Consider the following 22,857-nt stretch of genomic DNA (forward strand, 5'->3'; position numbering starts at 1 on the left):
AGTTTCATAGAGTTACGGTAGTTATAGCGGTGGGGAAACGCCCGGTCCCATTCCGAACCCGGAAGCTAAGGCCACCTGCGCCGATGGTACTGCACTCGACAGGGTGTGGGAGAGTAGGACACTGCCGGAACATCCTTCGCGATAGGGGACCCTTATTTGGGTCCCCTATCGGCGTTTGTGGGCTCGATGCGAGTCCGGTACGCCAGGCGGACGATGCCCCGTCCTTCGTCCGTGGTTGAATTCTTAGTGGCGGGGCCATGACAACACTCCCCGGAGGCCGGGGAACCTAGAGAGGGATCGCCGTGTCGGAACACAACGACGGACGGAAGCCTTTCCGCCGGGACGGAGACGCCCCCGGTTTCGGCCGGCGAGGCGAACCGACCGATCGCCCCCGCGGCGGACACGGTGACAATCGCGGCTCGGGCCGTGGCGAAGGCGGCGGATTCCGCCGTGACGACGCGGGCAGCCGGGGAAGTAGCGCCGGTCGTGGTGATTCCGATCGTGGCAGCTCCGATCGGGGTGGATTCCGTCGCAATGACGACAATCGCGGCTCCGGTCGTCCCGAGGGTCAGCGTGGCGGATACAACCGTGACGATCGCGGTGGCAGCAGCGACCGTGGTGGATTCAAGCGCAGTGACAGTGGCGACCGTGGCGGCTATCCGCGTCGCGATGACGCCGGTCGTAGCGGCTCCACTGATCGCGGTGGATACCGCGGCAACAACGACGACCGTCCCCGTGGTGGCTCGGATCGTGGCGGCTCCTCAGATCGCGGTGGCTACCAGCGTCGCGACGACAGCAACAAGGGCGGCTACCCCAAGCGCGACGACGCCGGTCGCAGCGGTGGTTACCAGCGCCGCGATGACAACGATCGTGGCGGATACAACCGTGACGATCGCGGTGGCAGCAGCGACCGTGGTGGATTCAAGCGCAGCGACAGTGGCGACCGCGGCGGCTACCAGCGCCGTGACGATGCCGGTCGTGGCGGCTCGAGTGATCGTGGTGGATTCAAGCGAAATGAAGGCGGCAGCGACCGTCCCTCCGGTGGTTACGATCGCGGCGGTGACCGTGGCGGCTACCGCGGCAACGACGACCGCCCCCGTGGTGGCTCGGATCGTGGTGCCACCTCGGATCGCGGTGGCTACCAGCGTCGCGACGACAGCAACAAGGGTGGCTACCCCAAGCGCGATGACGCCGGGCGCGGCGGCTACCCCAAGCGTGACGATAATGATCGCGGTGGCTACCCCAAGCGTGACGACAACGATCGCGGCGGATTCAAGCGCAGTGACAGTGGCGACCGCGGCGGCTACCAGCGCCGTGACGATGCCGGTCGTGGTGGCTCGAGTGATCGTGGTGGATTCAAGCGGAACGAAGGCGGCAGCGACCGTCCGTCCGGTGGTTACGATCGCGGCGGTGACCGTGGCGGCTACCGGGGCAACAACGACGACCGTCCCCGTGGCGGTGCAGGCGGGTTCCGTCGCGGCGAAGGCGACGACCGTTCGCGCGGCAGCTCCGATCGTGGAAGCGACCGTAGCGGCAGTTCGGATCGCGGTGGCTTCCGTCGCAATGACAGTGACGACCGTTCGCGCGGTGGTTCGGATCGTGGCGGCTACCAGAAGCGCGACGACAAGGGTGGTTACCCGCGGCGCGACGACAGCAACAAGGGCGGATACCCCAAGCGCGACGACAACGATCGCGGTCCCCGCCGGGACGACGATCGTGGTCGCGGCGGCTTCAAGCGTGATGCCCGCGCCGGTGGCGGTCAGGGACGGTTCGTCGGCGAGGACGGCAAGCCGCTCAACGGCACCTACCGCGAGAAGCGCACGGAGCGCGAAAGCGATGTACTCGGCGTCGTGTCGGCAGCGGCCGCTTCCGATATCGACGAGTCGACCATCGACGACAGCGCGGCCTCGGTCCGCGAGTCGGACAACATCTCTGCGGCAGCGACCGACAAGTCGGCTGCGTCCACTGAGCAGTCCGAGGACGCCTCATCCGAGCGCCCCGAGTCGAATGAGGCTCGCGTAGCCGATGTCGAGAAGGCCACTAGAAGCACATCGGCTGACACCGACGCGGATGCGGGCGATCGTCTTCGCGGAGTGTCGGATAGTGACGACCGGGCCGGCTCCGGGGATCGCGACGACAACAAATCGCGTGGCGCGGTGACCCCTGATGATCAGTCGCAAACTTCGGCCGTCAGCGATCGCGCTTCGGACCACGGCGATGATCCCCGTGACGCTTCAGATCACGGCGAAACCGTGCGTGCCGGTAACGAGTCGGATCGTGATGACAGCCCGCGCGGTGCCGGTCGTGACGACCGTTCCGGCGGTTCGGTTCGTGACGATCGGGTTCGCAGTGACTCCGACCGCGGCGAGCGCCGTGGATTCGCTGATCGCGGTGCCCGTACAGATCGTGACGACCGTTCGCGCAGCGGTTCGGAGTCCGGTGGCGAGGACCGTCGTCGTGGCGGCGAAGGTGCTCGCACGGCAGGTGGGCGGCCGGACGATCGCCGTGCGGCTCGTCCCGAGGAGCCCGATCTGCCCGAGGACGTGCAGGCCTCCGATCTGGATCCGGCCGTGCGCCGCGATCTGCTGAGCCTGGACAAGAACAACGCCGATTCGGTGGCCCGGCACATGGTGATGGCCGTCGAGCTGCTCGAAGACGACCCGCGCCTGGCGCTGGCACACGCACGGGCCGCGCGGCAGCGTGCGGGCCGGATCGCGGTGGTGCGTGAGACCGCCGGTGTGGTGGCCTATCACGCCGAGGAGTGGGCCGAGGCCCTGTCGGAGCTGCGGACCGCGCGACGGATGTCGGGTGGCGCCGGACTGCTCGCGGTGATGGCGGACTGCGAGCGTGGTCTCGGCAGGCCGGAACGGGCCATCGAGCTCGGTCGCAGCGAGGAAGCGCAGACGCTCACCGGTGACGAAGCCGCTGAGCTGCGCATGGTGGTGGCCGGCGCCCGGATGGATCTGGGTCAGTTCGACCAGGCCGTGGTGACGCTGCAGGCTTCGGATCTGGATCCCTCGCGCACCGGTTCCGCCGCAGCGCGCCTGTTCTACGCCTACGCCGATGCGCTGGTGGCGGCAGGCCGGACCGACGACGGACTGCAGTGGTTCCTCAACGCCGCTGCCGCCGACCTCGACGACGAAACCGACGCCGAGGAACGGGCAACCGAACTCACCGGCGACGCGCAGTAGATCAGCACCAGGCCGCGGGCCGAGAACTCCTCACGGGTTCCCGGACTGCGGCCTTTTGCATGTCAGAAGGGTGCCGAACCGCGGCGGCCGGGTCGGGAGAAGGCGACGGTCTCGCCCGCGACGCGCTGGTCGCCGAAGTGGGAACCGGCACACCGTGCACGAATACTCGGCACATGCTCGATCATGAAGGGTGCGAATGCTATTCGACAGCGCAGCAGAACCGAAGCTGTCGGTGCCTTCGCCTAGGGTCGCGGATGTGCTCGACCCGGCAGTGACGACGGAGTGAGGGTGGATGAACCGGCTGCGCGATCAATATGACGCTTTGCTGCTCGACCTGGACGGAACGCTGTACCGCGGACCCGAGGTCATCGAGGGTGCTCCCAAAGCGCTGGTACCGGACGGTGATTCGGCCCAACGGTTGGTCTACGTCACCAACAACGCCGCACGCGGTCCCGGTGCCGTGGCACACCACCTGGACGAGCTCGGCTACCCGGCCACCGCGGACGACGTGGTGACCAGCGCGCAAGCCGCCGCGCGCATGCTGGCCGAACGTCTGAGCCCCGGCGACAGGGTGCTCGTGGTCGGCACCGACGATCTGGTCGCCGAGGTGAAAGCCGTCGGCCTCGAGCCCATCCGCCGGTTCGGCGACACCCCGCCGTCGGCAGTCGTGCAAGGTCATTCGCCGACGACCGCGTGGCCGGACCTAGCCGAAGCCGCCTACGCCCTGCGCGCCGACGCGCTGTGGATCGCCGCCAATGCCGACCGCACCCTGCCCAACGAGCGAGGCCTCGCGCCGGGCAACGGTTCGATGGTCGCCGCGCTGGCCACCGCCTCCGATCGCGAGCCGTTGGTCGCGGGTAAGCCCTACGCGCCGCTGATGGAAGACGCGATCGAGCGAGCGGGCACCCGTCGGGCCCTGGTGGTCGGCGACCGTCTCGATACCGATATCGAGGGCGCCAACGGCCTCGGCCTCGACTCGCTGCTGGTGCTGACCGGAGTCAGCACCCTCGACGAGGTGATCAGCGCACCCGCGGCCCGGATCCCCACCTACATCGCCGCCACCCTCGACGCCCTCAACGACACCGCCCTGGCCGAGCCCGCCGCGCCCGCGGACATCGCGGAACTGTTGCGACAGCATCCCGGCCGGGCGGTACGGGTGCGCGCAGCCGATTCGGAAATCCGATAGCGTTGACGCCACGATGAGTACTGCGAGTTCACCGCCGAACGGCGCGTCACAGCCACCCCGGCCCGGGATTCCCGTGCCGGGCGCTCACCTGCCCGGTGTCCCGGCGCATCAGGAACCGGCTGATCCGAGCAGGATCAAGGCCGATGTCGACGCACTGCTCGCCGAACTCGGTCCGCCGCCTGCCATAAGCCCGGCGGAGAACACCGAGACCGGCGCCGACATCACCCGCCGTGCGCGCATCCTCGAGCAGGCGCACGACGTACTGGTGGACGCGCTGGCGACAGTGGACAAGATCTGAGGTGGCCAGGCGAGCGCGCGTGGACGCCGAACTGGTTCGCCGCGGATTGGCGCGATCGCGAGAACACGCGGTCGAACTGATCGGCGCGGGCCGCGTCCTGATTGCCGGAACCGTCGCCGTGAAACCCGCGACGGCCGTGGAGACGGGAACCCCGCTGATCGTGCGGGAGGAACCCGACGAGGTGTCGTGGGCCTCGCGTGGTGCGCACAAACTGCTCGGCGCACTCGAGGCCTTCGAACCCGAGGGGCTCAGCATCGCGGATAAGCGGTGTCTGGACGCGGGTGCGTCGACCGGCGGTTTCACCGACGTGCTGCTCAACAAGGGCGCGCGTGAAGTGGTCGCGGTCGACGTCGGCTACGGCCAACTCATCTGGCGACTGCAGAACGACGACCGGGTCAGGGTGTTCGACCGCACCAACGTGCGCAACATCACCCCCGAATCCATCAGTGGCACAGTCGACATCGTCGTCGGCGACCTGTCCTTCATTTCGCTCGGGCTCGTACTTCCCGCGCTGGCGGCCTGCGCGGCCGACGGTGCCGATCTGCTGCCGATGGTGAAACCACAGTTCGAGGTCGGCAAGGACCGGGTCGGATCGGGTGGGGTGGTGCGTGACCCGGCGTTGCGTACCGAGGTGGTGTGCGATGTGGCGAACGCCGCAGCCGCGCTCGGACTGCGCACCCTGGGTGTGGTCGCCAGTCCGCTGCCGGGCCCGTCGGGCAACGTCGAGTATTTCCTGTGGCTGCGCAAGGTCGGCCCGTTCGACTACGACGCCGAACAGGTGCGGGCGCTGGTCGCGCACGCTGTCGAGGAGGGTCCGCAGTGAGTACGCATCCCGGCGGCAGGGAGATCCTGCTCGTCGCCCATCCCGGCCGCGCGGAGATCATCGAGACCGCGCATCGGGTGGCGAAGATCTTCGCCGAAGCGGGCATCTGCCTGCGGGTGCTGGCCGACGAGGCCGACAGCACCCGGTTCGAAGACGAAGCCGGATATCCGGTGCGGGTGGTGCCGCACAGCCCGTCCGCGGCGCAGGGCTGCGAGATGGTGCTCGCCCTCGGCGGCGACGGCACCTTCCTGCGCGCGGCCGAACTCGGCAGGCCAACCGGTGTGCCCGTGCTCGGAATCAACCTGGGCCGCATCGGTTTTCTCACCGAAGCCGAGGCGGAGAACCTCGACGAGGCGCTCTCACAGGTGGTCGATCGCGACTACCAGGTGGAAAACCGGATGACCATCGATGTCACCGTGCGCGTCGACGACACGATCGTCGAACACGGCTGGGCGCTCAACGAGGCCAGCCTCGAGAACGCGCAGCGTATGGGTGTGCTGGAAGTGGTGCTCGAAGTGGACGGGCGGCCGGTCTCGGCGTTCGGCTGCGACGGCATCCTCATCTCCACTCCCACCGGGTCGACCGCCTACGCGTTCTCGGCGGGTGGGCCGGTGGTCTGGCCCGAAGTCGAGGCGATGCTGGTGATTCCGAGCAATGCGCACGCGTTGTTCGCGCGGCCACTGGTGACCAGTCCGGATTCGCGGATCGCGGTGGAGACCGTGGCGACCGGGCACGATGCGATCGTGTTCCTCGACGGCAGGCGAACCCTCGCGCTGCCGCGTGGTGGCCGTGCCGAAGTGGTGCGCGGCGAACAGCCGGTACGTTGGGTGCGGCTCGATTCGGCGCCCTTCGCCGACCGGATGGTGCGCAAGTTCCAGCTGCCGGTCACCGGCTGGCGGGGCAGACAGCGAACGGAAGAGCACTGATGCTGACAGAGATCAGGATTGACGGACTCGGTGTCATCTCGACGGCCACCGCGCAGTTCCATGCCGGTCTGACCGTGCTCACCGGCGAGACCGGTGCGGGCAAGACCATGGTTGTCACCAGCCTGCACCTGCTCAGCGGTGCGCGCGCCGACGCGGGACGGGTACGCCTCGGCGCGACGAAAGCCGTGGTGGAGGGCCGTTTCGTCGTCGATGACGTGAACGAGGCGGCGCGCGCGGCGGTCGGGGAAGTGCTGGAATCGGCGGGCGCCGAGGCCGACGAGGACGGCAGCGTGATCGCGGTCCGCACCGTCAACAGCGACGGACGTTCGCGCGCGCACCTCGGTGGGCGCGGGGTGCCCGCCTCGGTGCTCGGCGAGTTCACCTCGCGGCTGCTGACCGTGCACGGCCAGAACGACCAGTTGCGGTTGCAGCGGCCCGAACAGCAACTGTCGGCACTCGATCAGTTCGCCGGCGACGGGGTCGCCGGACTGCTGCGCAAGTACCAGGTGCATCGCCGGTCCTGGTTGGACGCGCGCGCCGAACTGCTCGAACGCACCGCGCGCAGTAGGGAATTGGCGCTCGAGGCCGACCGGCTCAAGTACTCGCTCACCGAAATCGACGGCATCGCGCCCGAACCCGGTGAGGACACCCGCTTGGTCGCCGAGATCCGCAGGCTCAGCGATCTCGATTCGTTGCGCGAGGCGGCCGTCGCCGCGCACGAGTCGATGTCGGGTCCCAGCGACGCGCCGGCCGACGGCGGTGGCGTGCTCGATCTGCTCGGCGGTGCCCGCGCCCGTCTGGACTCCGCCGACGACCCGGCGCTGGCCGCGCTGGCTCCGCGGCTGGGCGAGGCGATCGCGGTGGTCGTCGACGTGGCCACCGAACTCAGCAGCTACCTGTCGGAATTGCCGTCCGATCCCAGCGCGCTGGACACGATGCTCAATCGACAGGCCGAGCTCAAATCCCTGACCCGCAAATACGCCCCCGATATCGACGGCGTGATCGCCTGGGCCGACGAGTCGCGCGCGCGCCTCGACTCGCTCGATGTATCCGAGGACGCGCTGGCCAAGCTGGCCGGTGAGGTCGAGACCGCCGCGGGCAAGGTGCGGGAGGCGGCACGCAAACTCAGTGCCGCGCGCGCCAAGTCGGCGGGCAAGCTGGCGAGCGCGGTGAGCACCGAGCTCGGTGGGCTGGCGATGGGCAAGGCGCGCTTGGAAGTCCACGTCCGTCCGCTCCCGGCCAGTGCCCAGGATTCGGCGCCGCTCGAGATCGGCGGGGTGCAGCTGCACGCTGGGTCGAACGGGTGCGACGAAGTGGAATTTCGGCTCTCGGCGCACTCCGGCGCGCAGTCGCTGCCCTTGAGCAAGAGTGCTTCCGGCGGTGAACTCTCGCGGGTGATGCTCGCGCTCGAGGTGGTGCTCGCCGGTTCAGATCACGGCGCGACCATGGTGTTCGACGAGGTCGACGCGGGTGTCGGTGGCCGGGCCGCGGTGGAGATCGGCAAGCGCCTTGCCCGCCTGGCCCGCACCCACCAGGTCATCGTTGTGACCCACCTGCCCCAGGTGGCGGCCTTCGCCGACACCCACCTGGTGGTGAACAAGTCCGACGATGGAAAAGGCAAGGTGGACAGCGGAGTTCGCACGCTGACCGACGAGGAACGAGTGGTGGAGCTGGCACGCATGCTCGCGGGTCTGGACGACACCGAGACCGGCCGCGCGCACGCGGAAGAACTACTCGAAACCGCCCGAGCCGAGAGGTTGCCTGCCTGAGAAAGCGACGTCGCCTACCGCAACGGCAGGCGACGTCGACTTCGATCAGCGCAGGGCTTTGCGCACGCCCCCGATGAGCTGGTTGGTCAGCTGACGCAGGCCGAACTCGAGCACCTTCGCGGGCACGGGCAGCGACGGCTCGGACTCCATCGTGTACACCACGCGGGTGCCGCCCTCTGTGGTGTCGGCGAAGGTGATGGCGCCGACGTGGCGCTTGACCGGCGCGCCCTTGACGATCTTGTATTCCATCCGCTCGCCGGGAACCAGCGCGGTGATCTCCTCGGTGACGCCGAGCTTGCCGAAGCCGAGCACGTGCTGGGCGCCGACGCCGGTGGTCGGGTCGCCCGCTTTGACGAGCTTGACCTGGATCGGCAGGTACGGGCTGACGGCCTCACGCTCGGTGAAGAGGCGGTAGACGATGTCGCGAGGTGCGTCGAAAACCGTCTCGACGGTGCTGCGTGGCATGAATATGTCTCCTGTCCGAAATGTCTGTGACCCGGAGCATACGGGTAGTCGTCACCTGTGCGCCGACCGGCGCGCCTCCACCAAAGGTTGAGGGTTTGGCTTCATCATCGGCCTTATGAGGATGCCGGCGTTGTTGTCACGGAACACGGAAACGTTGCCCGGTGTCGCCGGGATCGCCCGGGTGGATCGCGATACCGGACGATTGCTGCGGCGGGTCGGCCCAGGGGACGTGGTCGTCCTCGACGAGACCGATCTGGACCGCCACACCGCCGACCGGTTGGTCGAGGCGGGGGTGCTCGCGGTGATCAACACCTCCCCATCGATTTCCGGTCGGTATCCCAATCTGGGACCAGAAGTATTGGTGGCCAACGGGATCGTGTTGATGGACACGGTGTCCTCCGACGCGTTCGGCAGAATCAAGGACGGGTCGAAGGTCCGCATCGACAGCGGCATCGTCTATGCCGACAAGCTCACCAAGAAGGAACCCGAGGTCCTGGTCGAGGGCATCGAATTCGACGAGTCGGCCATCGCCGATCGAATGATCGAGGCGCGCAACGGCCTCGCCGACCACCTCGACGCGTTCGCGGGCAACACCACCGAATTCGTCCGCACCGAGAGCGCGCTGCTGATCGACGGTGTCGGCGTGCCCGATATCGAGCTGGATATGCGCGACCGGCACGTGGTCGTGATCGCCGACGGCTCGGGCCATCTCGCGGAACTGCAGCGTCTCAAGCCGTTCATCAAGGAGTACGCGCCGATTCTGATCGGGGTCGGCAGCGGCGCGGATACCTTGCGCAAACTCAAGTACACGCCCGACCTGATCGTCGGCGATCCCGACGAGATCAGCACCGAGACCTTGAAATCGGGCGCCGAGATGATCCTGCCCGCCGACACCGACGGGCACGCCAAGGGGCTGGAGCGCATCCAGGATCTCGGTATCGGCGCCACCACGTTCCCGTCCTCTGGTTCGCCCACCGACCTCGCGTTGATGCTGGCCGACCACCACGGCGCGTCCCTGATCGTGCTGGCGGGCGCTCCTGCCTCGCTCGAGGACTTCTTCGACCGTGGGCGTCGCGACAGCAATCCGGCCACTTTCCTGACCAGGTTGAAGGTCGGTGCGAAGCTGGTCGACGCGAACGCGGTGTCGACGCTGTACCGGCATCGTTCCGCGGGTGCCGCGGTGGCGTTGGTGGTGCTGGCCGCGCTGGTGGCGATCGTGGTGGTGATCTTGGCCTCGCACAACGGCTCCGAGATGCTGGACTGGGCCATCGAGTACTGGAACAGCTTCGTCCTGTGGGTGCGTGGTCTGCTGTGATCTCGCTGCGTCAACACGCCATCTCGATCGCGGCGATCTTCCTCGCACTCGCGGTCGGGGTGGTGCTCGGTTCACACACCCTCGCGGGCGGCATGATCTCGGGCTTACGGTCGGACAAGACCGACCTGAACACCCAGGTGGACGAACTGGCTGCCCAGAACGCGCAACTCACCGCCCGCCTCGACTCCGCCGACCAGTTCATCGCGGGCTCGGCAGCCCGAATTCTGAGCGGCACACTGGCCGACCGCACGGTCGTCGTCCTCACCACCCCCGACGCCGACCCCGCCGACATCGACGGTGTGAGCAAGTCCCTGCAAACAGCAGGCGCCACACTGACCGGCCGCGTAGCCCTCACCGAGTCCTTCGTGGACGCGGGGGAGGGCGACCGCATGCGCTCCACCCTGACCAACATCGTCCCCGCGGGCGCCCAACTGAACACCGGCGCCGTGGACCAGGGCAGCCTCGCAGGCGATCTGCTCGGCCTCGCGCTGCTCCAGGACCCCACGACGAACCAGCCACGCAGCACTCCCCAGGAACTCGCCCTGATCCTCGAGACCCTTCGAGGCGGCGGCTTCCTCACCTATGGCGACACCCCGACCGGCCCCGCCCAACTCGCTGTCGTCGTCACCGGCAACGGTGTCGAATCCGACACCGGCCAGGGTGCGACTATCGCCCGCTTCACCGGCGCCCTCCGAGCCCGAGCCGCGGGCACCGTCCTCGCGGGCCGCGCGGGCGCCGCCGAAGGCAACGCTCCGATAGCCACCGTCCGATCCCAAGCCCCCCTGGCCACAACGGTCACCACAGTCGACAACCTCGACCGCGAAACAGGCCGGGTAACAACAGCACTCGCCCTCACCGAACAACTCACCGGCGGCGCGGGCCGCTACGGAACAGGCACGTCAGCGACCTCCCTGACTCTGGTAGCCATGCCCCGCTGAGTGAGAACCTCACCACCTTCCCGAGTCGAGTTCCTGCGCCTGGCGTCCCGACGAAACTCCTGATCTCGGGAGAACATGGGTAACTCCATGTACTCACATCGGTGTAGCTTACGGTTGGTGTCGTTGCACCGGTCGCTATCGCGTGGGCGGTGATCAGCCGGTAGTCGATGGTGAGGGCCGCAGCCGGATCTCGTTCGCCGACGCGGCGGTGGCACTGCTCGATGAGATCGAGAATCCACGATTCATACAGCGCCGCTTCACTATTGGCTACTGACGAGATCAGTAGGTGACGAGCGGCCGGATTCGATTCTCGAATCCGGCCGCTCGTCGCTCAGTTGATCTGATGGTTCTCTGCCCGGTAGTCGCATGCTAGATCCACACGGTCTCTGCACAGCTGGGTAACCAGATCGGACACAACTGATCGATACTGTGGCCGCATGGTCGCCCGTGGAAACCGTGGAACCGTCTCACGTACACGCTGCATGTTGTCGCCGTCGGCGCGTTGGCTACGGCGTGGATGGCGATCGGCCTCGGACTGTACTCGGAGCCGGGAGCAGATCCAGGGCTCGAGCTCGAAGCGGGCGGCCGCGTCGCGGCCAACCTCATGGTCTATTGGCCGTTCCTGCTTGTGATTAGCCCGGTACTGATCCTCACTGGCATGTTCGGGCTGCTGCCCTACCGGTTCGCGCCCGGCGGCACCATCGTGGGCGGGGTAGTTGCCAGTCTGTTCGCTCAGTGGAACCGAGCTGTACGTGTCCGATTACAAGCCCGCAGGTCCGGACACCTCGACATCAGCGTCGGCGCGGCATGCTTCGCTGTTGCCGCGGCGCTCGCAGCAGCTTTCGTGCATTGTTGTGCTAACCGCTCCAGTCGGACGCATGCGGCCACGATGCGAGGCGGAGCAGTGGTCAGGCTGGTTGGTAGGTCAGGTCCATCGCGCCGGAGGCGTAGGTAGATGAGCGGACCAGGGCCAGCGGAGTCTGGACGGTGCCCTCGGGGAACAGCCGCTGACCGGTGCCCAGCACGATCGGGTGCACCAGCAGCCGCAACTCGTCCAGCAGCCCCGCCTGCAGCAAGGCGCGGGTCAGGCTGATGCTGCCCGACAGGTTGACGTTCTTGCCCGGCTGCAGCTTGAGGTCTTTTACCGCGGTTAGGACATCACCGTCGATCACGGCGGTGTTGTTCCATGCGGTCTCGCGCAGGGTGGTGGAGGCGACCAGCTTGCGGATGCCGTTGATCGCATCGGCCATCGGTCCGGTCCGGTGCGGCCAGGCCGAGGCGAACGTCTCATAGGTCACCCGCCCCATCAGCAGCGTGTCGGCCTCGGCATGCATCTGCCCGACCGCGGCACCCATCTGCTCGTCCATGTACGGGAAGTGCCAGGTCTCCGGTGCCTCCACCACGCCGTCCAGCGACACGAACAGCCCGGCCACGATCTTTCGCTCAGCGGTCATCGAATATCTCCTCACAATCAGGGGTCGAAATTCCCTGTCCCCAGTGCTTCTGCTGTCTACCGGGGCGGGTGAGATAAACAATGCCGTCCGGCGCGGCACCCATCAACGCCCGATCACGCTACGATCGGTTAGCTGAACTACATGATCGGAGAGTGTGGTGCTGCAGCGGCACAAAATCGAGGTGCTGCTGACGCTCGGCAGGTGTCGGTCGAAGCGCTGTCTGATCACCCCGTAATCGGAGTGCCGGCCGATATGCCCGGGGCGTTCCAACATGATCGCAATCCGGCCTCAACGCCTTCGGGGCCCTGACATCGCCTATCTCCCCTTTACCGACGCCCTGCCGATAAGCTGGCGGCCCGCAGGTCGAGAGCGGGCTCGCCGAGAACGACATTGCTGATGATCAGCTCGATCAGCACCCGGTTGAAGTCGTCGCTCGTGCGTCGGTAGCGTTGGGGGCCCGCCTCGACAGCGGCCGAGGCGATCCTCCGCACGTTGGAGGTAAAGGGGAGAACGACATCTCGCGAACGGTAGTGCGTCCGGTCGCCGGGCTTGGGCGTCTCCTTCGGTTCGGCGGGCTCGGTGCGAATGGATCCCGGGGTGGATCGGCGGTACGCCGAGGCAGCGTGGTTCAGATCGTGCGGCGCAGATGGACCGCGACGGCGGTGAGGCCGCCGAGGCCCAGTGCAGCGCCCGCGCTGAAGGCGAGGACGGAGACGGACGAGGCGGCGAAGCCGGCCAGCACGCCGACCGGGACAATCCGGCAGGCCAGGGCCCAGCCGCGCCGACCGGTGGCGGCGAAGTGGCGAGCAAGGATCACGAAGGCGACGCACAAGGCGAGGAATCCCGCGCCCGCGGCGAGCAGGTGGACCGCGCCGTGCGCGCTCATCGTGGGCGGCGGGCCGACCGGAGTGCCGGCAGGGTAGCCAGCGCCGGGATCGGCGCGGAAGACAGAGTTGAGCGCGAACGAGACGCCGAGCGCCGCGACCAGGCGGGGCACCCAGGTGCCGGCGGTGGTGCCGCGCAGAACCTGCCGAATGCCGACCGCGCCCGCGCACATCAGGGCACCGGTTACGAGGAACACCCCGCAGTGGATCCAACCGTTGTCGCCCAGGCTGAGCTGGCTCAGCGCGTTGCGGCCGAAGGAGAAGCTGTCGTCAGCCAGACCGAGGACGAGTCCGACGGCGAGGAAGAGCGGGCCCGCGGCGGCACCGCAGGCGAGCAGGGTGCGTGGGTCGCGCGGGAACCGGGCCACGCTGGGGGCGGTGGAGGTGGTGAGTGTGGGGGTCATGAGTGGTGCCTTCCTGGTGTAAGTGCCACTCATGTAGACCGGCGGGAGAAAGCGAACTGAGCGGCCCCGGGGATGTGATGTAGGCCATGCATCGACGTAGATGCCGATGGCCTTCTAGCGCTTGCTGCCAGCTCAGGGCAAAATCGGCTGCTATGACCAGCCGGCCAAGAAGAAGATGCTGGTCAGTGCAGTTCCCCTTCATATGGTGCCCCGCCGAGGGCACAGTCGGGAAACCATTCCCGCCGGTCAGGCGTGGTTTTTGAGTCAATCGAAATCGGCAGGAATGCAAAACCCCAGATCGGGTGTCACAGGTTCGAACCTTAGGGGGTTGCTGTCAGCTATCACCCCAGCTCGGAGAGTCTATAGAGCAGCATGGCCGGCCTGGCTCCCGATCGAATGCCATCTTCCAGGCCACGCTTATCAGCGGAACGCGCCGCTGACGCAATTCGCCCACTCGGCGTAGCTGGTGGCGGGACGGCCGAGGACGTGTTCGACGTCGGGGCTGACCGAACGCTCTTCGGGGGTGGGTTCGCCGAGGATCGAAAGGGTGTGAACCGCAACGGATTCCGGCATGAAGTCGAGCATATTGGCCCGTGCTTGTTCGCGTGTGAGCTCGACGAACCGCAATGGTTCGCCCAACGCTGCGGCGATCGCCGCTGCCTGTTCGCGCGGGGTGATGGCAGCGGGTCCGGTCACCGTGTACGCCTGAGCGTGATGCCCGTCCTCGCGGAGCGCCGCCACCACTACCGCCGCGATATCGAACAGAGCCACCACCGGTAGCCCGATATCACCGAAGGGTGCGGGAACCATTCGCTGGGTGCGCACCGGCTCGATCCAGGCGAAGGTATTGCTGGCGAAACCAGCGGGCCGCACCGCCGTCCACTCCAGATCAGAAGCCGCCAAGGCCTTTTCGAAGGCGACCGTCCGGGCGTACCCGGGGTTGTCCGCCCGGGGCGCCGCACCCTGTGAGGATAGAAAGACCACTCGCTGAACACCCTGCGTGGCAACGGTTCGAGTAGCTCGGCCGGTTCGGGACCGACCATCAGCTGATCGCCGGAAATCAAAAGGAACATCGTCTCCGCCCCCGTTACCGTTAGTTGGCTCCTACCTCAGTGGCTGCCAACGCAGCGGCGTACGTGACTGCGCGGGCGAGTACGGGGCAAGCCCAAAACGGCCGTTGCGTGCGCTGTGGGTGGTCTTCTCCGGCGCCTGTTGCCGTCGTCGACCGGTGCGTCCACGTCCAGCTCCGACCTCGCGATCAATTCAGCGCGCCTCGGCGGCGAGCCCGATCCCGAGCCCGATGAGCACCGCTGCCAGTGCCCGCTCCATCCGCTGTCGAATACTGCTGCGCCGCAACCAATTACCTGATCGATCAGCGGCCAGCACAATGCCCACGCACCAGGCCGTATCGATCACCAACTGAATAGCCGCGAGAATCGCCACCGTCGGTAGAACAGGCCCCTCCGAGGAGAGGAACTGCGGCAGAATCGTCATCCCGAAAACAGCCGCCTTCGGATCCCGGCAGGTCCTCATAGCACCAACGAGGTTCGTGATCTCAATGTGGCACTGGGTGCCGTTCGATCACAGGCTAGCCATCCCCTGCAGTTCGGATTGCAACCCTACTGCTCGGCCTTCCGAGTGGCCAGGCGCTGCCGCCAGTGGTCCATGGCCTGCTGGAAGGCCTCGCTCACGAGGAGGAGGAGTTCGGCAGAAGTTTCGAAGCGGGCACCCGCCGGGGTGGTGGTACCGAGGATCTCGGCCGCGCGCTGTGACTCAGTCGCCAGGTCTTTGCTCATCTGCAGACCTGCCAGAAGGTTCCGGACCCAAAGTTCATCGTCGATGACATAGCGTTCGCGCCGCCCGCCGGGCACCCGTTCTCGCCGAAGCATCGCCTGCCCTTCGAGGAAGGTGATGGCATGCGAGATCGACGCGGGGCTGACGCAGAGCCGCTGGACCAGCTCCGCGGAGGTGAGCGCGCCGGAGTCGGTGATATGCAGGCAAGCCAGCACACGGGCCTCCATCCGGGGCATCCCCTGCTGAATCAGCAGCGCGGTAAAGGATTCGGTGAGGTCCTGGACCGCTTGGGGGTCGCGCCCGTGTCCGCTGTCGGGGATCGGCACCCGAGGTCGCGAGTGTTTCTGTCGGCGCGCACGCTGGCGTGTGTCCTGGTGTGCCCGGTCTGCCCGGTAATCCTCGGGTCCGCCATTGCGGGTGACCTCTCGCATGATGGTCGAGGCCGGACGCTCGAGCTGTCGGCCGATATCCGCGTATCCGAGTCCTTCGGCCAGTCCCGCGGCGATCTGCTGACGGTCCTCATTGGTGAGCCTGCCTCCGGGCATCGGGGCTGGTCCTTTCTCTGCGTCAGGCGCGGAACTAGTGCCCGCGCTCACCGCCCAGTATGCGTTCAACGTCATCTCATTGCAAAGACAAGCAAATTTTCCCATTGCGTTTATCGTCATTATCATTGCAACTTCGTCGATTGAAGCTGTCTCACCTGGTGATGTGAACGTCGATTGATGTTGACGAAAATGTGAACGCAACGTACTGTTCTGATCGTTCAGAGATTCTCGAATTTCTACGGATTTCGCAGAGTCAACACCGCGTGCAAGGAGATTCATCATGGGCAAGTCGACTGCTTCGAACCCGGCCCCCTCGTCCTGGGTCGGCATGGTGTCGGTGGACGACACCGAGTTGGCGGTGACCGACACCGGCGGCATCGGCCGTCCGGTCATCTACCTCAACGGTTCCTACGGCGTGCAGAAGCACTGGCAGCACGTCATCGCCGAACTCGGTAGCGACTACCGTCACATCACCTTCGACGAGCGCGCTCGCGGGAAGTCGCGGCGGTCCGCGGATTACTCCTTCGAGGCGTGTCTGCGCGATATCGATGCGGTCATCGAAGCGACTGGCGTTCAGCGGCCACTGATCGTGGGCTGGTCCTACGGCGCGCTGCTCGCGGCGCACTATGCCGACCGGAATCCGGATCGCATCCTGGGGGTGGTGTGTGTGGACGGTGCGATGCCGTACGGGCTGACCGGCCCAGAAGGCCGTGAGCAGATCCGGAAACTGTTCCGCCGCATGCGATTCCTGATGCCGGTGGCACGCCCGCTGGGCCTGGCCGCGCGGATGTCCGCCGATCAGCACGCCGATATCAATATCGAAGCCAATGAACTTCACGCCGCCCTCGCGCCGGTCCTCGAGCGCGTCACCATCCCGATGCGCTACGTCCTGGCGACCGGCGCGAACCTCGGCGGCAGCACGGAGGTCATGGAGGCGGTGCGCGCGTCACTGAATCCGGTGCTCGTCAGCAACTCGAACCTGAAAATCAGCGAGCAGGTCGCGAGCAATCACTCCCACATCTTGCGCAAGGACTTCCACGCCGTGGCCGACGCGGTGCGTGAGACGGCGACGGCTCGGGGTCAGTAGGACCACGTTCCCTCTCATCCATTGAACCGACCTTCATCGCACTCGTCTCGAGTCGAGCATGTCGAATCACCAGCAAGCCGGGGCCGGACGGTAGTCGAGGACGACAGTGCCGGAATCGAAGTTCTGGGTTCCTGCCAGCCGCCACGTAGTGCGGGATGCGTGCTCGGTGGTATCGCCGTCCAGTAGCACCGCATTGCCGCTGACCCGCTGAAGTGTCTTCGGCGCAATATATTTCGGGATTCGTCGCAGGCCGGCCGCGAAGGCGTCGGATTCGCCGCTGGCGAACTGTCCTCGGCACAGTAGCTCGTAGGTGATACGACCGAGCAGCAGTGCTCGGCTGTCCATGAGCTGTCCGCGCCGGTATTTCAGGTAATCCCTGTCGGTGAACCGCCTAGTCCATGACGGGTCTCCGGCGATTCCGTCCACAGACATATCGGCCGGCACAACGACTTTGCTCACCTTGACGAACACCCTACCGTCGAGAGCCGCCTCCTCGGACACGGATGCGCGGCGTGATGGTTCCAGCCTCGAAGGCAATCCGCCGGACAGCAAGTACGGAATCGAGCGTGCTGCGTTGAGCGCCACTTCACGATAGAAGGAAGACACATGCTCGAACGCCTGGAGCTGGAGGCTTTTCTCACGCTCGCCGAGGAGCTGCATTTCGGTAGGACCGCCGAACGCTTGCATGTGACAACGAGCCGCATCAGCCAGACGATACGCAAGCTCGAACGCCGCATCAGCGCACCGCTTTTCGACCGCAACAGCCGCACGGTGACACTGACGCCGCTCGGCAAGCAGCTACGTGACGAACTGCGCCCCGCCTACGACCAGATTTCCGCGAGCATCGCCGCGGCGAGCCAGGGCAACAGCGTCAAACGAACTATCGCAGTGGGTTTCTCGGCTGCCTGGTGTGGAAACCTGATGGTGAAGGCGACCGATCTGTTCCGTATCCGATATCCGGATACCGTCGTCGATGTCGAAGAGATTCAGCTGGTCGATCCGCTCGGCCGAATGCGTTCGGGTGCTGTCGATCTCCAGCTCACCGAATTTCCCATTGCCGAGCCCGACATCACGACGGGAGCGATCATGTTCGCCGAACCGCGCGCACTGATGGTTCCCGCCGGGCATCCGTTCGCGGCGCGAGAGTCGCTATCCATGGAGGATCTCGCGGACGCGACGCTGATCACCCTCGCCGACGAGCTGATTCCGCGCTACTGGAAGGATTACCACTTTCCCCGCCGGACCCCGTCCGGGCGGCCGATACCGCAGGGACCGGCCACGAATTTCTGGCCCGAGGTCCTCGTACACGTCAGCCAAGGCGTCGGTGTCAGCACCGCCGCTCTGCGCGCCGAACAGTTCCACGCCCGCCCCGGCATCGTATTCGTACCCTTCCGCGACGCACCGACAATAGATTACGGCCTGATGTGGCCGAGCGCGGGACAGAACCCGCTCGTCCAAAGATTCGTCGAAACCATTGCCGAGGTCGCTCTTTCGGATCATTGAGGCTGGCTACACCCAGCGTTACCGACTAACCGCTTGTCGGGTCACTGCGCAATCGCGAGGATCATGGAGCGGCCAGAAAGGCCCGCGCGGCACGACTCCATGCCCGATACACGGGGAAATTCCCTCACCGACGCAAACGGATTCGTGGCCTGAACTCGAAAGGTAGACCATGCGATTGCGCATCATGTCGCTGACCACCCTGGCAAGCGTGGCGATGTCCGCCCTGCTGGTCAGCGGCTGCGCCAACGACGACACCACCGGCGGTGTCGTATCCACCTCGGAAGCCCGTTCCGCCGCGGCCGATCAGGCCTCTGCCGACGCCAAAGGCCGCTACGCCGAAATCAACGGCGGTCGGCTCTATTACGAGACGCGTGGCAGCGGGCAGCCGTTGATTCTGCTGCACGGCGGACTCGTCACCGCCGAAAACTCCTTCGGCGGCCTCATTCCCGAACTGTCCAAGACCCGCCAGGTCATTTCGGTGGAACTGCAGGCTCACGGCCACACGCCCGATCGGGACCGGCCGCTGACCTACGAGTCGCTGGCCGATGACATCGCGGCGCTCATCAACCACCTCGAGCTCGGCAAGGCCGATCTACTCGGTTATTCACTCGGCGGTGGCGTGGCCATGCAGGTGGCCGCCCGCACACCGAATCTGGTCAACCGCCTGGCAATCGTTTCGGCGCCTTACCGTTCCGACGGCTGGCTGCCCGAGACCCGCGCAGGCATGGCCGCCATGGACCCTGTTGCCCTGCGTGAATCTCCCATGTACCCGCTCTACACCAGCATCGCGCCGGATCCAGGTGGTTGGACTTCCCTGGTCACCAAGACCAGGCAGCTGCTCACCCAGAATTACGACTGGACCGCACAGCTGGCCAAGATTCAGGCACCTGCCCTCATCCTGACCGCCGAATCCGATGCCCTGTATCGAGACCACGCCACCGATATGGTGGCCCGGCTCAACACGGCGAAGCCTAATGCCGGGCGACTCGAAATAATCCCGGGCACAACACATTACGACATCATGTACCGGCCCGACCTGCTCCTTCCGGTGCTCGGTACGTTCCTCTAGCCGACGCCCGTCCGACAGCGCCCACGCAGCGGCCTGGCACGGCGCGATCAGAGGCAACGCCGTGCCAGGTGGCGCCGGGTCGGGCGCTGAGAGCTGCCCTATATCGAATTCCCCCGTTCCCGAACAGCAAGAGGAACTCCTGTCATGCGCACCTGTGCTCCGCACATCACCATCGCCACCACCTTGATCACCGCCGGTGTCTGCTTGGGCGCCCCTGCCCAGGCAGACACCGGCGCCGCTCCCGCAGCCGTCGGCTTCACCGCTACCGTCGACGACTCCTCGGCCATCCTCACCATCGACTCCGGCGCACTCGTCGTCGAGAAAGACATACTCGAGATTCACGGCACCGCGGGTTCGTTGCTCGGCGGAGCCGAACTATCGTTCCGCATAGACGATTTCGTCTTTCCCATCGATGCCGAAATCCGTGACCGCACCGCCACCCTGACTCCGCGCCTGGACCTGGCCCACGCGGTATATCAGCCGGTTGCCCTGCCCTTCGAGGACACGGCACCGTTCAAGACGCCCTACGAGCGCGAGCAGGCCGCCTGGGCGCGGATGACGAGCACCATCGGCGTGGGTGTCAGCATCGGCGCTCTGGTCGGCGGAATCGGCGGCGCGACCGTTGGCTGTGTACTCGGCGGAATCGCCGGAGCGACCGTCGCCGCCGCGACCATCGTGGGCATGTTCGGACCATTCATCCCCGCCGCCGCCGTCGGCTGCCTCGGCGGCGTCGCCGCCATCGGTGCGATCGGCGCCGTAGCCGGACAACTGCTTGTCGCCGCGCCAATCGCGGTCGCTGCCGCCGCACAGTACTTCGCCACGATCAACGCCCCGATGCCGCCTTACACCACCCGGTAATTAAGCTCAACCCAGAAGATCAGGGCCTGCTCCAGCATCTATTTACCCACGCGGACACCCTTCCGGCATCGCCAACCACTTACAAACCACGGCCCGATTCTCGGAATGCCCGTGGTGGCTCGGGTGCCTTGGGACACGCCTTGGGGCACGGGTGTGCTCACCGATGGTTTGCGGGGGTCATGGACTCGGGTCTCGTACCGGGTCGGGTTGCAGGTCGTGGTGGCCGAACTGGTCGGCGGTGAGCAGGAATTTCAGCGGAATGTCTTGGGGGAATAGTTATATCCGCTGTTCCTGGAAGCAGTCGAGGGTCCGGCATCCCCGGGTGAGCAGGCGGAGCAGGATGTGCGCGGCGTCGATGTTCACGCGGGCGGCGGCGTAGCGGCCCGCGACGTATGCGCCGAGGCCGTGTTGTCAGTTGCGTGGTGGCCTCACCGGTATCGGTCGGGTCGGCCACCATCGGGGCGGATACAGCAGCGCACCACGCTCGCGCGGCGGAGAGGGGGTAAGCAGGTCGCGGGCGTGGCGGACCTGTTCGGGCGTCATCGCCGGCGGCCGCCCCAGCCGCTGCCCGCGTGCCCGCGCGGCGGCCAATCCTTCGTTGGTGCCTTGGACGACCAGCTCGCGAATGCCGAATTGAAAGCTGCTGTCGTGCAACAATTCACTGGTGCTGCGCGGCAAAGGTGTCGGGTGCATTTCATGCGGAATCTGCAAGGTGCGGTCGGTGCCAAGCATGTGCCGACGGTGATGGCGGCAGTCAAGACGATCTTCGTCCATGCCGACCCCGATGATGTTGCCGCCCAGTGGGACCAGGTCACCGACACCCTCGCGGCATCGGTTCCGAAGGTCACCGCGATGATGACGGCCGCGAAACACGATGTCCTCGCGTTCACCGCGATCCCGCGCGCTCATTGGTCCAAGATCTGGTCGAACAACCCGATCGAACGGTTGAACAAGGAGATCAAACGCCGCGCTGATGTCGTGGAGATCTTCCCAACCCGGCGGCATTCCTACGGTTGGCGACCGCGGTCGTGATCGAGTTCCGCGACGAGTGGCAGGTCACCCGCCGCTACGTCTCCGATGTCAGCATGGACGAGCTGCGAGCGGTGATCGCCGCGAAGGAACACGCCGCCCGGGCTCTGGCTCCGACAACCGAAATCGGTCAGAATTCAACCTGACTCGTTGATCACTACGCTATACCTCAGCTGTTCTCGGCACTGTTGACACCGACCGCTGAATCCACCGTCGTAGTTGATCTCGCCCTGGCATTGCGTACACACAGACGGTTCCCCTGCCGCTCGCCGCGTGGCCTGTCGGGCTAGCCGTTCGGTCTCGCGGACCAGGCACGGAACGTGATGATCCGCGCCGGTTTTCGTGCGGACGGGGTTGCCGCAGAACACGCAGATCTTCTTGACGTACTCCACGGACAGGCTGTTCTACCGCGAGTAGCCGCGGTCGGGCCCTCGACCATGGCTGAGGGGGCGCGAACTGCGTGCCGCGCACCGTACTTCGTCTTCGAGCGAGCCGCGGCGTCCACGGCGTCGGGAAGATGAGTGCCCGGACCTGGCCGCCTGTGCTGCCTGATCGGCGACTCTCGTTAACTGAAACCGGTCCGGCGAAGCCCGTCCACGCCCAGCTGGGCGGGCTTCGCCGTTGACGCGAGGCATTCGATCAGGCGGCGACGGCGTGCCGGATAATGATGTTGCCGAGCGCGTTTCGCGCGCAGACGTGCACCGATTCGCCGGTGGGCGCCATCGGGGCGATCGTGTTGTGCACGGCGCCGACGGTGGCATCGGTTTCCAGTCGTACCGCACTGCCGGGGTGGATGCCCACCTCGAGCTCGCCGACGGAGGTCTCCAGCCGGATCTCACCGCGGGCTGCTTCGCCGATGCGGATATCACCCTTGGCGGTCTTGGCGACCACCGAGCCCTGCGGACGTTCGATCACGATGTCGCCCAGGGAAACCGACAGGTCGCAGTGGCCGAGCGCACCGGCACCGAGCAGCTGACCGACCCCGGCGGTGGCCGTCAGGCGCGAGCCGGTGGGGACCTGGACCGTCACCTCGATCGTGGGGTTGCCGCCGAACGGGCTGTGGGTGCGCCAGCTCTTCGGTGTCACCACGGTCAGCGCGCCGTTCGCGAACTCGACCGTGGTCTGCTCGGCGGCCCGGACATCGGCCTTCTTGCTCGCGTCGGCCGGCTTGACCTCGACGACGACATCGGAGCGATCGCAGGCGATCACGGTGACGTCGGCAGCTAGAACGTCGATGGTGACGGCGATCGGGGCGGTGGTGGGGAAGGTGTACATCTGGTGCTCCTCGGAAGGTGTTGGCGTTTCGTTGATGTGACTAC

General features: G+C 66.4%; 21 protein-coding genes, 1 rRNA gene and 1 pseudogene. 14 read left to right on the plus strand and 9 right to left on the minus strand.

Features of this window, described 5'->3' with window-relative positions; all coding sequences use genetic code 11:
- The first annotated feature begins 13 nt into the window (after positions 1 to 13).
- From rrf to recN, 7 genes are all read left to right on the plus strand, one after another.
- A 5S ribosomal RNA gene (gene rrf, locus ASD42_RS29610) occupies positions 14 to 130 on the plus strand.
- A 2,122-nt stretch (positions 131 to 2,252) separates the two neighbouring features.
- Positions 2,253 to 3,191, plus strand: coding sequence for a hypothetical protein (locus ASD42_RS29615; protein WP_082844138.1), 939 nt, complete (start codon positions 2,253 to 2,255; stop codon positions 3,189 to 3,191).
- 292 nt (positions 3,192 to 3,483) lie between these two features.
- A complete protein-coding gene (locus ASD42_RS29620) occupies positions 3,484 to 4,377 on the plus strand; it encodes an HAD-IIA family hydrolase (protein WP_056822847.1) in 894 nt (297 codons plus the stop codon).
- A 13-nt stretch (positions 4,378 to 4,390) separates the two neighbouring features.
- Positions 4,391 to 4,675 (plus strand): hypothetical protein, encoded by a 285-nt coding sequence (locus ASD42_RS29625; RefSeq protein WP_056822851.1) that lies wholly within the window; start codon positions 4,391 to 4,393, stop codon positions 4,673 to 4,675.
- Position 4,676: 1 nt separating this feature from the next.
- Positions 4,677 to 5,498, plus strand: a complete 822-nt coding sequence (locus ASD42_RS29630) for a TlyA family RNA methyltransferase (RefSeq protein ID WP_056822854.1) — start codon at positions 4,677 to 4,679, stop codon at positions 5,496 to 5,498.
- Positions 5,495 to 6,424, plus strand: coding sequence for an NAD kinase (locus ASD42_RS29635; protein WP_056822857.1), 930 nt, complete (start codon positions 5,495 to 5,497; stop codon positions 6,422 to 6,424). Before ASD42_RS29630 ends, ASD42_RS29635 begins: the two co-directional genes overlap by 4 nt.
- The gene (gene recN, locus ASD42_RS29640) at positions 6,424 to 8,193 is read left to right on the plus strand and encodes a DNA repair protein RecN (protein WP_056822860.1); all 1,770 of its coding nucleotides are present in this window, start codon (positions 6,424 to 6,426) and stop codon (positions 8,191 to 8,193) included. Before ASD42_RS29635 ends, recN begins: the two co-directional genes overlap by 1 nt.
- Before the next feature lie 45 nt (positions 8,194 to 8,238).
- Here recN and ASD42_RS29645 read toward each other — a convergent pair whose 3' ends face one another.
- Positions 8,239 to 8,658, minus strand: coding sequence for an SRPBCC family protein (locus tag ASD42_RS29645; RefSeq protein WP_056822863.1), 420 nt, complete (start codon positions 8,656 to 8,658; stop codon positions 8,239 to 8,241).
- A gap of 115 nt (positions 8,659 to 8,773) precedes the next feature.
- Here ASD42_RS29645 and steA point away from each other — a divergent pair, with 115 nt between their 5' ends.
- Together steA and ASD42_RS29655 are read left to right on the plus strand one after the other, a co-directional pair.
- Positions 8,774 to 9,973: a putative cytokinetic ring protein SteA gene (steA, locus tag ASD42_RS29650; RefSeq protein WP_056822866.1), complete on the plus strand. Its 1,200-nt coding sequence runs from the start codon at positions 8,774 to 8,776 to the stop codon at positions 9,971 to 9,973.
- The gene (locus ASD42_RS29655) at positions 9,970 to 10,911 is read left to right on the plus strand and encodes a copper transporter (protein WP_156677641.1); all 942 of its coding nucleotides are present in this window, start codon (positions 9,970 to 9,972) and stop codon (positions 10,909 to 10,911) included. Before steA ends, ASD42_RS29655 begins: the two co-directional genes overlap by 4 nt.
- Positions 10,912 to 11,819: 908 nt before the next feature.
- Here ASD42_RS29655 and ASD42_RS29660 read toward each other — a convergent pair.
- From ASD42_RS29660 to ASD42_RS29680, 6 genes are all read right to left on the minus strand, one after another.
- Entirely contained in the window at positions 11,820 to 12,365 is a 546-nt protein-coding gene (locus tag ASD42_RS29660) for a dihydrofolate reductase family protein (RefSeq protein WP_056822871.1), read from the minus strand.
- 326 nt (positions 12,366 to 12,691) lie between these two features.
- Complete coding sequence (locus ASD42_RS34640; RefSeq protein WP_156677629.1) at positions 12,692 to 12,856, minus strand: hypothetical protein; 165 nt, start codon at positions 12,854 to 12,856, stop codon at positions 12,692 to 12,694.
- Positions 12,857 to 12,993: 137 nt separating this feature from the next.
- Entirely contained in the window at positions 12,994 to 13,653 is a 660-nt protein-coding gene (locus tag ASD42_RS29665; RefSeq protein ID WP_156677630.1) for a DUF998 domain-containing protein, read from the minus strand.
- Positions 13,654 to 14,073: 420 nt separating this feature from the next.
- Complete coding sequence (locus ASD42_RS29670; RefSeq protein ID WP_235569879.1) at positions 14,074 to 14,637, minus strand: hypothetical protein; 564 nt, start codon at positions 14,635 to 14,637, stop codon at positions 14,074 to 14,076.
- A 279-nt stretch (positions 14,638 to 14,916) separates the two neighbouring features.
- A complete protein-coding gene (locus ASD42_RS29675; RefSeq protein ID WP_084787361.1) occupies positions 14,917 to 15,186 on the minus strand; it encodes a LysE family translocator in 270 nt (89 codons plus the stop codon).
- An 86-nt stretch (positions 15,187 to 15,272) separates the two neighbouring features.
- Complete coding sequence (locus ASD42_RS29680; RefSeq protein WP_235569881.1) at positions 15,273 to 16,097, minus strand: GbsR/MarR family transcriptional regulator; 825 nt, start codon at positions 16,095 to 16,097, stop codon at positions 15,273 to 15,275.
- Between the two features lie 175 nt (positions 16,098 to 16,272).
- Here ASD42_RS29680 and ASD42_RS29685 point away from each other — a divergent pair, with 175 nt between their 5' ends.
- The gene (locus ASD42_RS29685; RefSeq protein ID WP_056822883.1) at positions 16,273 to 17,079 is read left to right on the plus strand and encodes an alpha/beta fold hydrolase; all 807 of its coding nucleotides are present in this window, start codon (positions 16,273 to 16,275) and stop codon (positions 17,077 to 17,079) included.
- A gap of 66 nt (positions 17,080 to 17,145) precedes the next feature.
- Here the strand turns inward: ASD42_RS29685 and ASD42_RS29690 are convergent, their stop codons facing one another.
- Positions 17,146 to 17,685, minus strand: coding sequence for a hypothetical protein (locus ASD42_RS29690; RefSeq protein WP_200950538.1), 540 nt, complete (start codon positions 17,683 to 17,685; stop codon positions 17,146 to 17,148).
- Here ASD42_RS29690 and ASD42_RS29695 point away from each other — a divergent pair, their 5' ends adjacent.
- The 4 genes and pseudogenes from ASD42_RS29695 to ASD42_RS29710 form a co-directional block, all read left to right on the plus strand.
- Positions 17,686 to 18,582 carry a LysR family transcriptional regulator gene (locus tag ASD42_RS29695; RefSeq protein ID WP_056822889.1) on the plus strand — a complete coding sequence of 299 codons (897 nt, stop codon included), beginning with the start codon at positions 17,686 to 17,688 and terminating at the stop codon, positions 18,580 to 18,582.
- A 169-nt stretch (positions 18,583 to 18,751) separates the two neighbouring features.
- Entirely contained in the window at positions 18,752 to 19,651 is a 900-nt protein-coding gene (locus tag ASD42_RS29700) for an alpha/beta fold hydrolase (protein WP_056822891.1), read from the plus strand.
- A 144-nt stretch (positions 19,652 to 19,795) separates the two neighbouring features.
- Positions 19,796 to 20,509, plus strand: a complete 714-nt coding sequence (locus tag ASD42_RS29705; RefSeq protein ID WP_056822894.1) for a hypothetical protein — start codon at positions 19,796 to 19,798, stop codon at positions 20,507 to 20,509.
- Between the two features lie 621 nt (positions 20,510 to 21,130).
- Positions 21,131 to 21,684, plus strand: a pseudogene (locus ASD42_RS29710) (transposase); the annotation flags it as partial.
- 493 nt (positions 21,685 to 22,177) lie between these two features.
- Here ASD42_RS29710 and ASD42_RS29715 read toward each other — a convergent pair.
- Positions 22,178 to 22,813: a hypothetical protein gene (locus tag ASD42_RS29715; RefSeq protein WP_056822899.1), complete on the minus strand. Its 636-nt coding sequence runs from the start codon at positions 22,811 to 22,813 to the stop codon at positions 22,178 to 22,180.
- Positions 22,814 to 22,857 lie beyond the last annotated feature (44 nt).

Origin of the sequence: Nocardia sp. Root136 (assembly GCF_001427185.1) — a bacterium.
In the GTDB taxonomy this organism is placed as follows: Bacteria; Actinomycetota; Actinomycetes; order Mycobacteriales; family Mycobacteriaceae; genus Nocardia; species Nocardia salmonicida.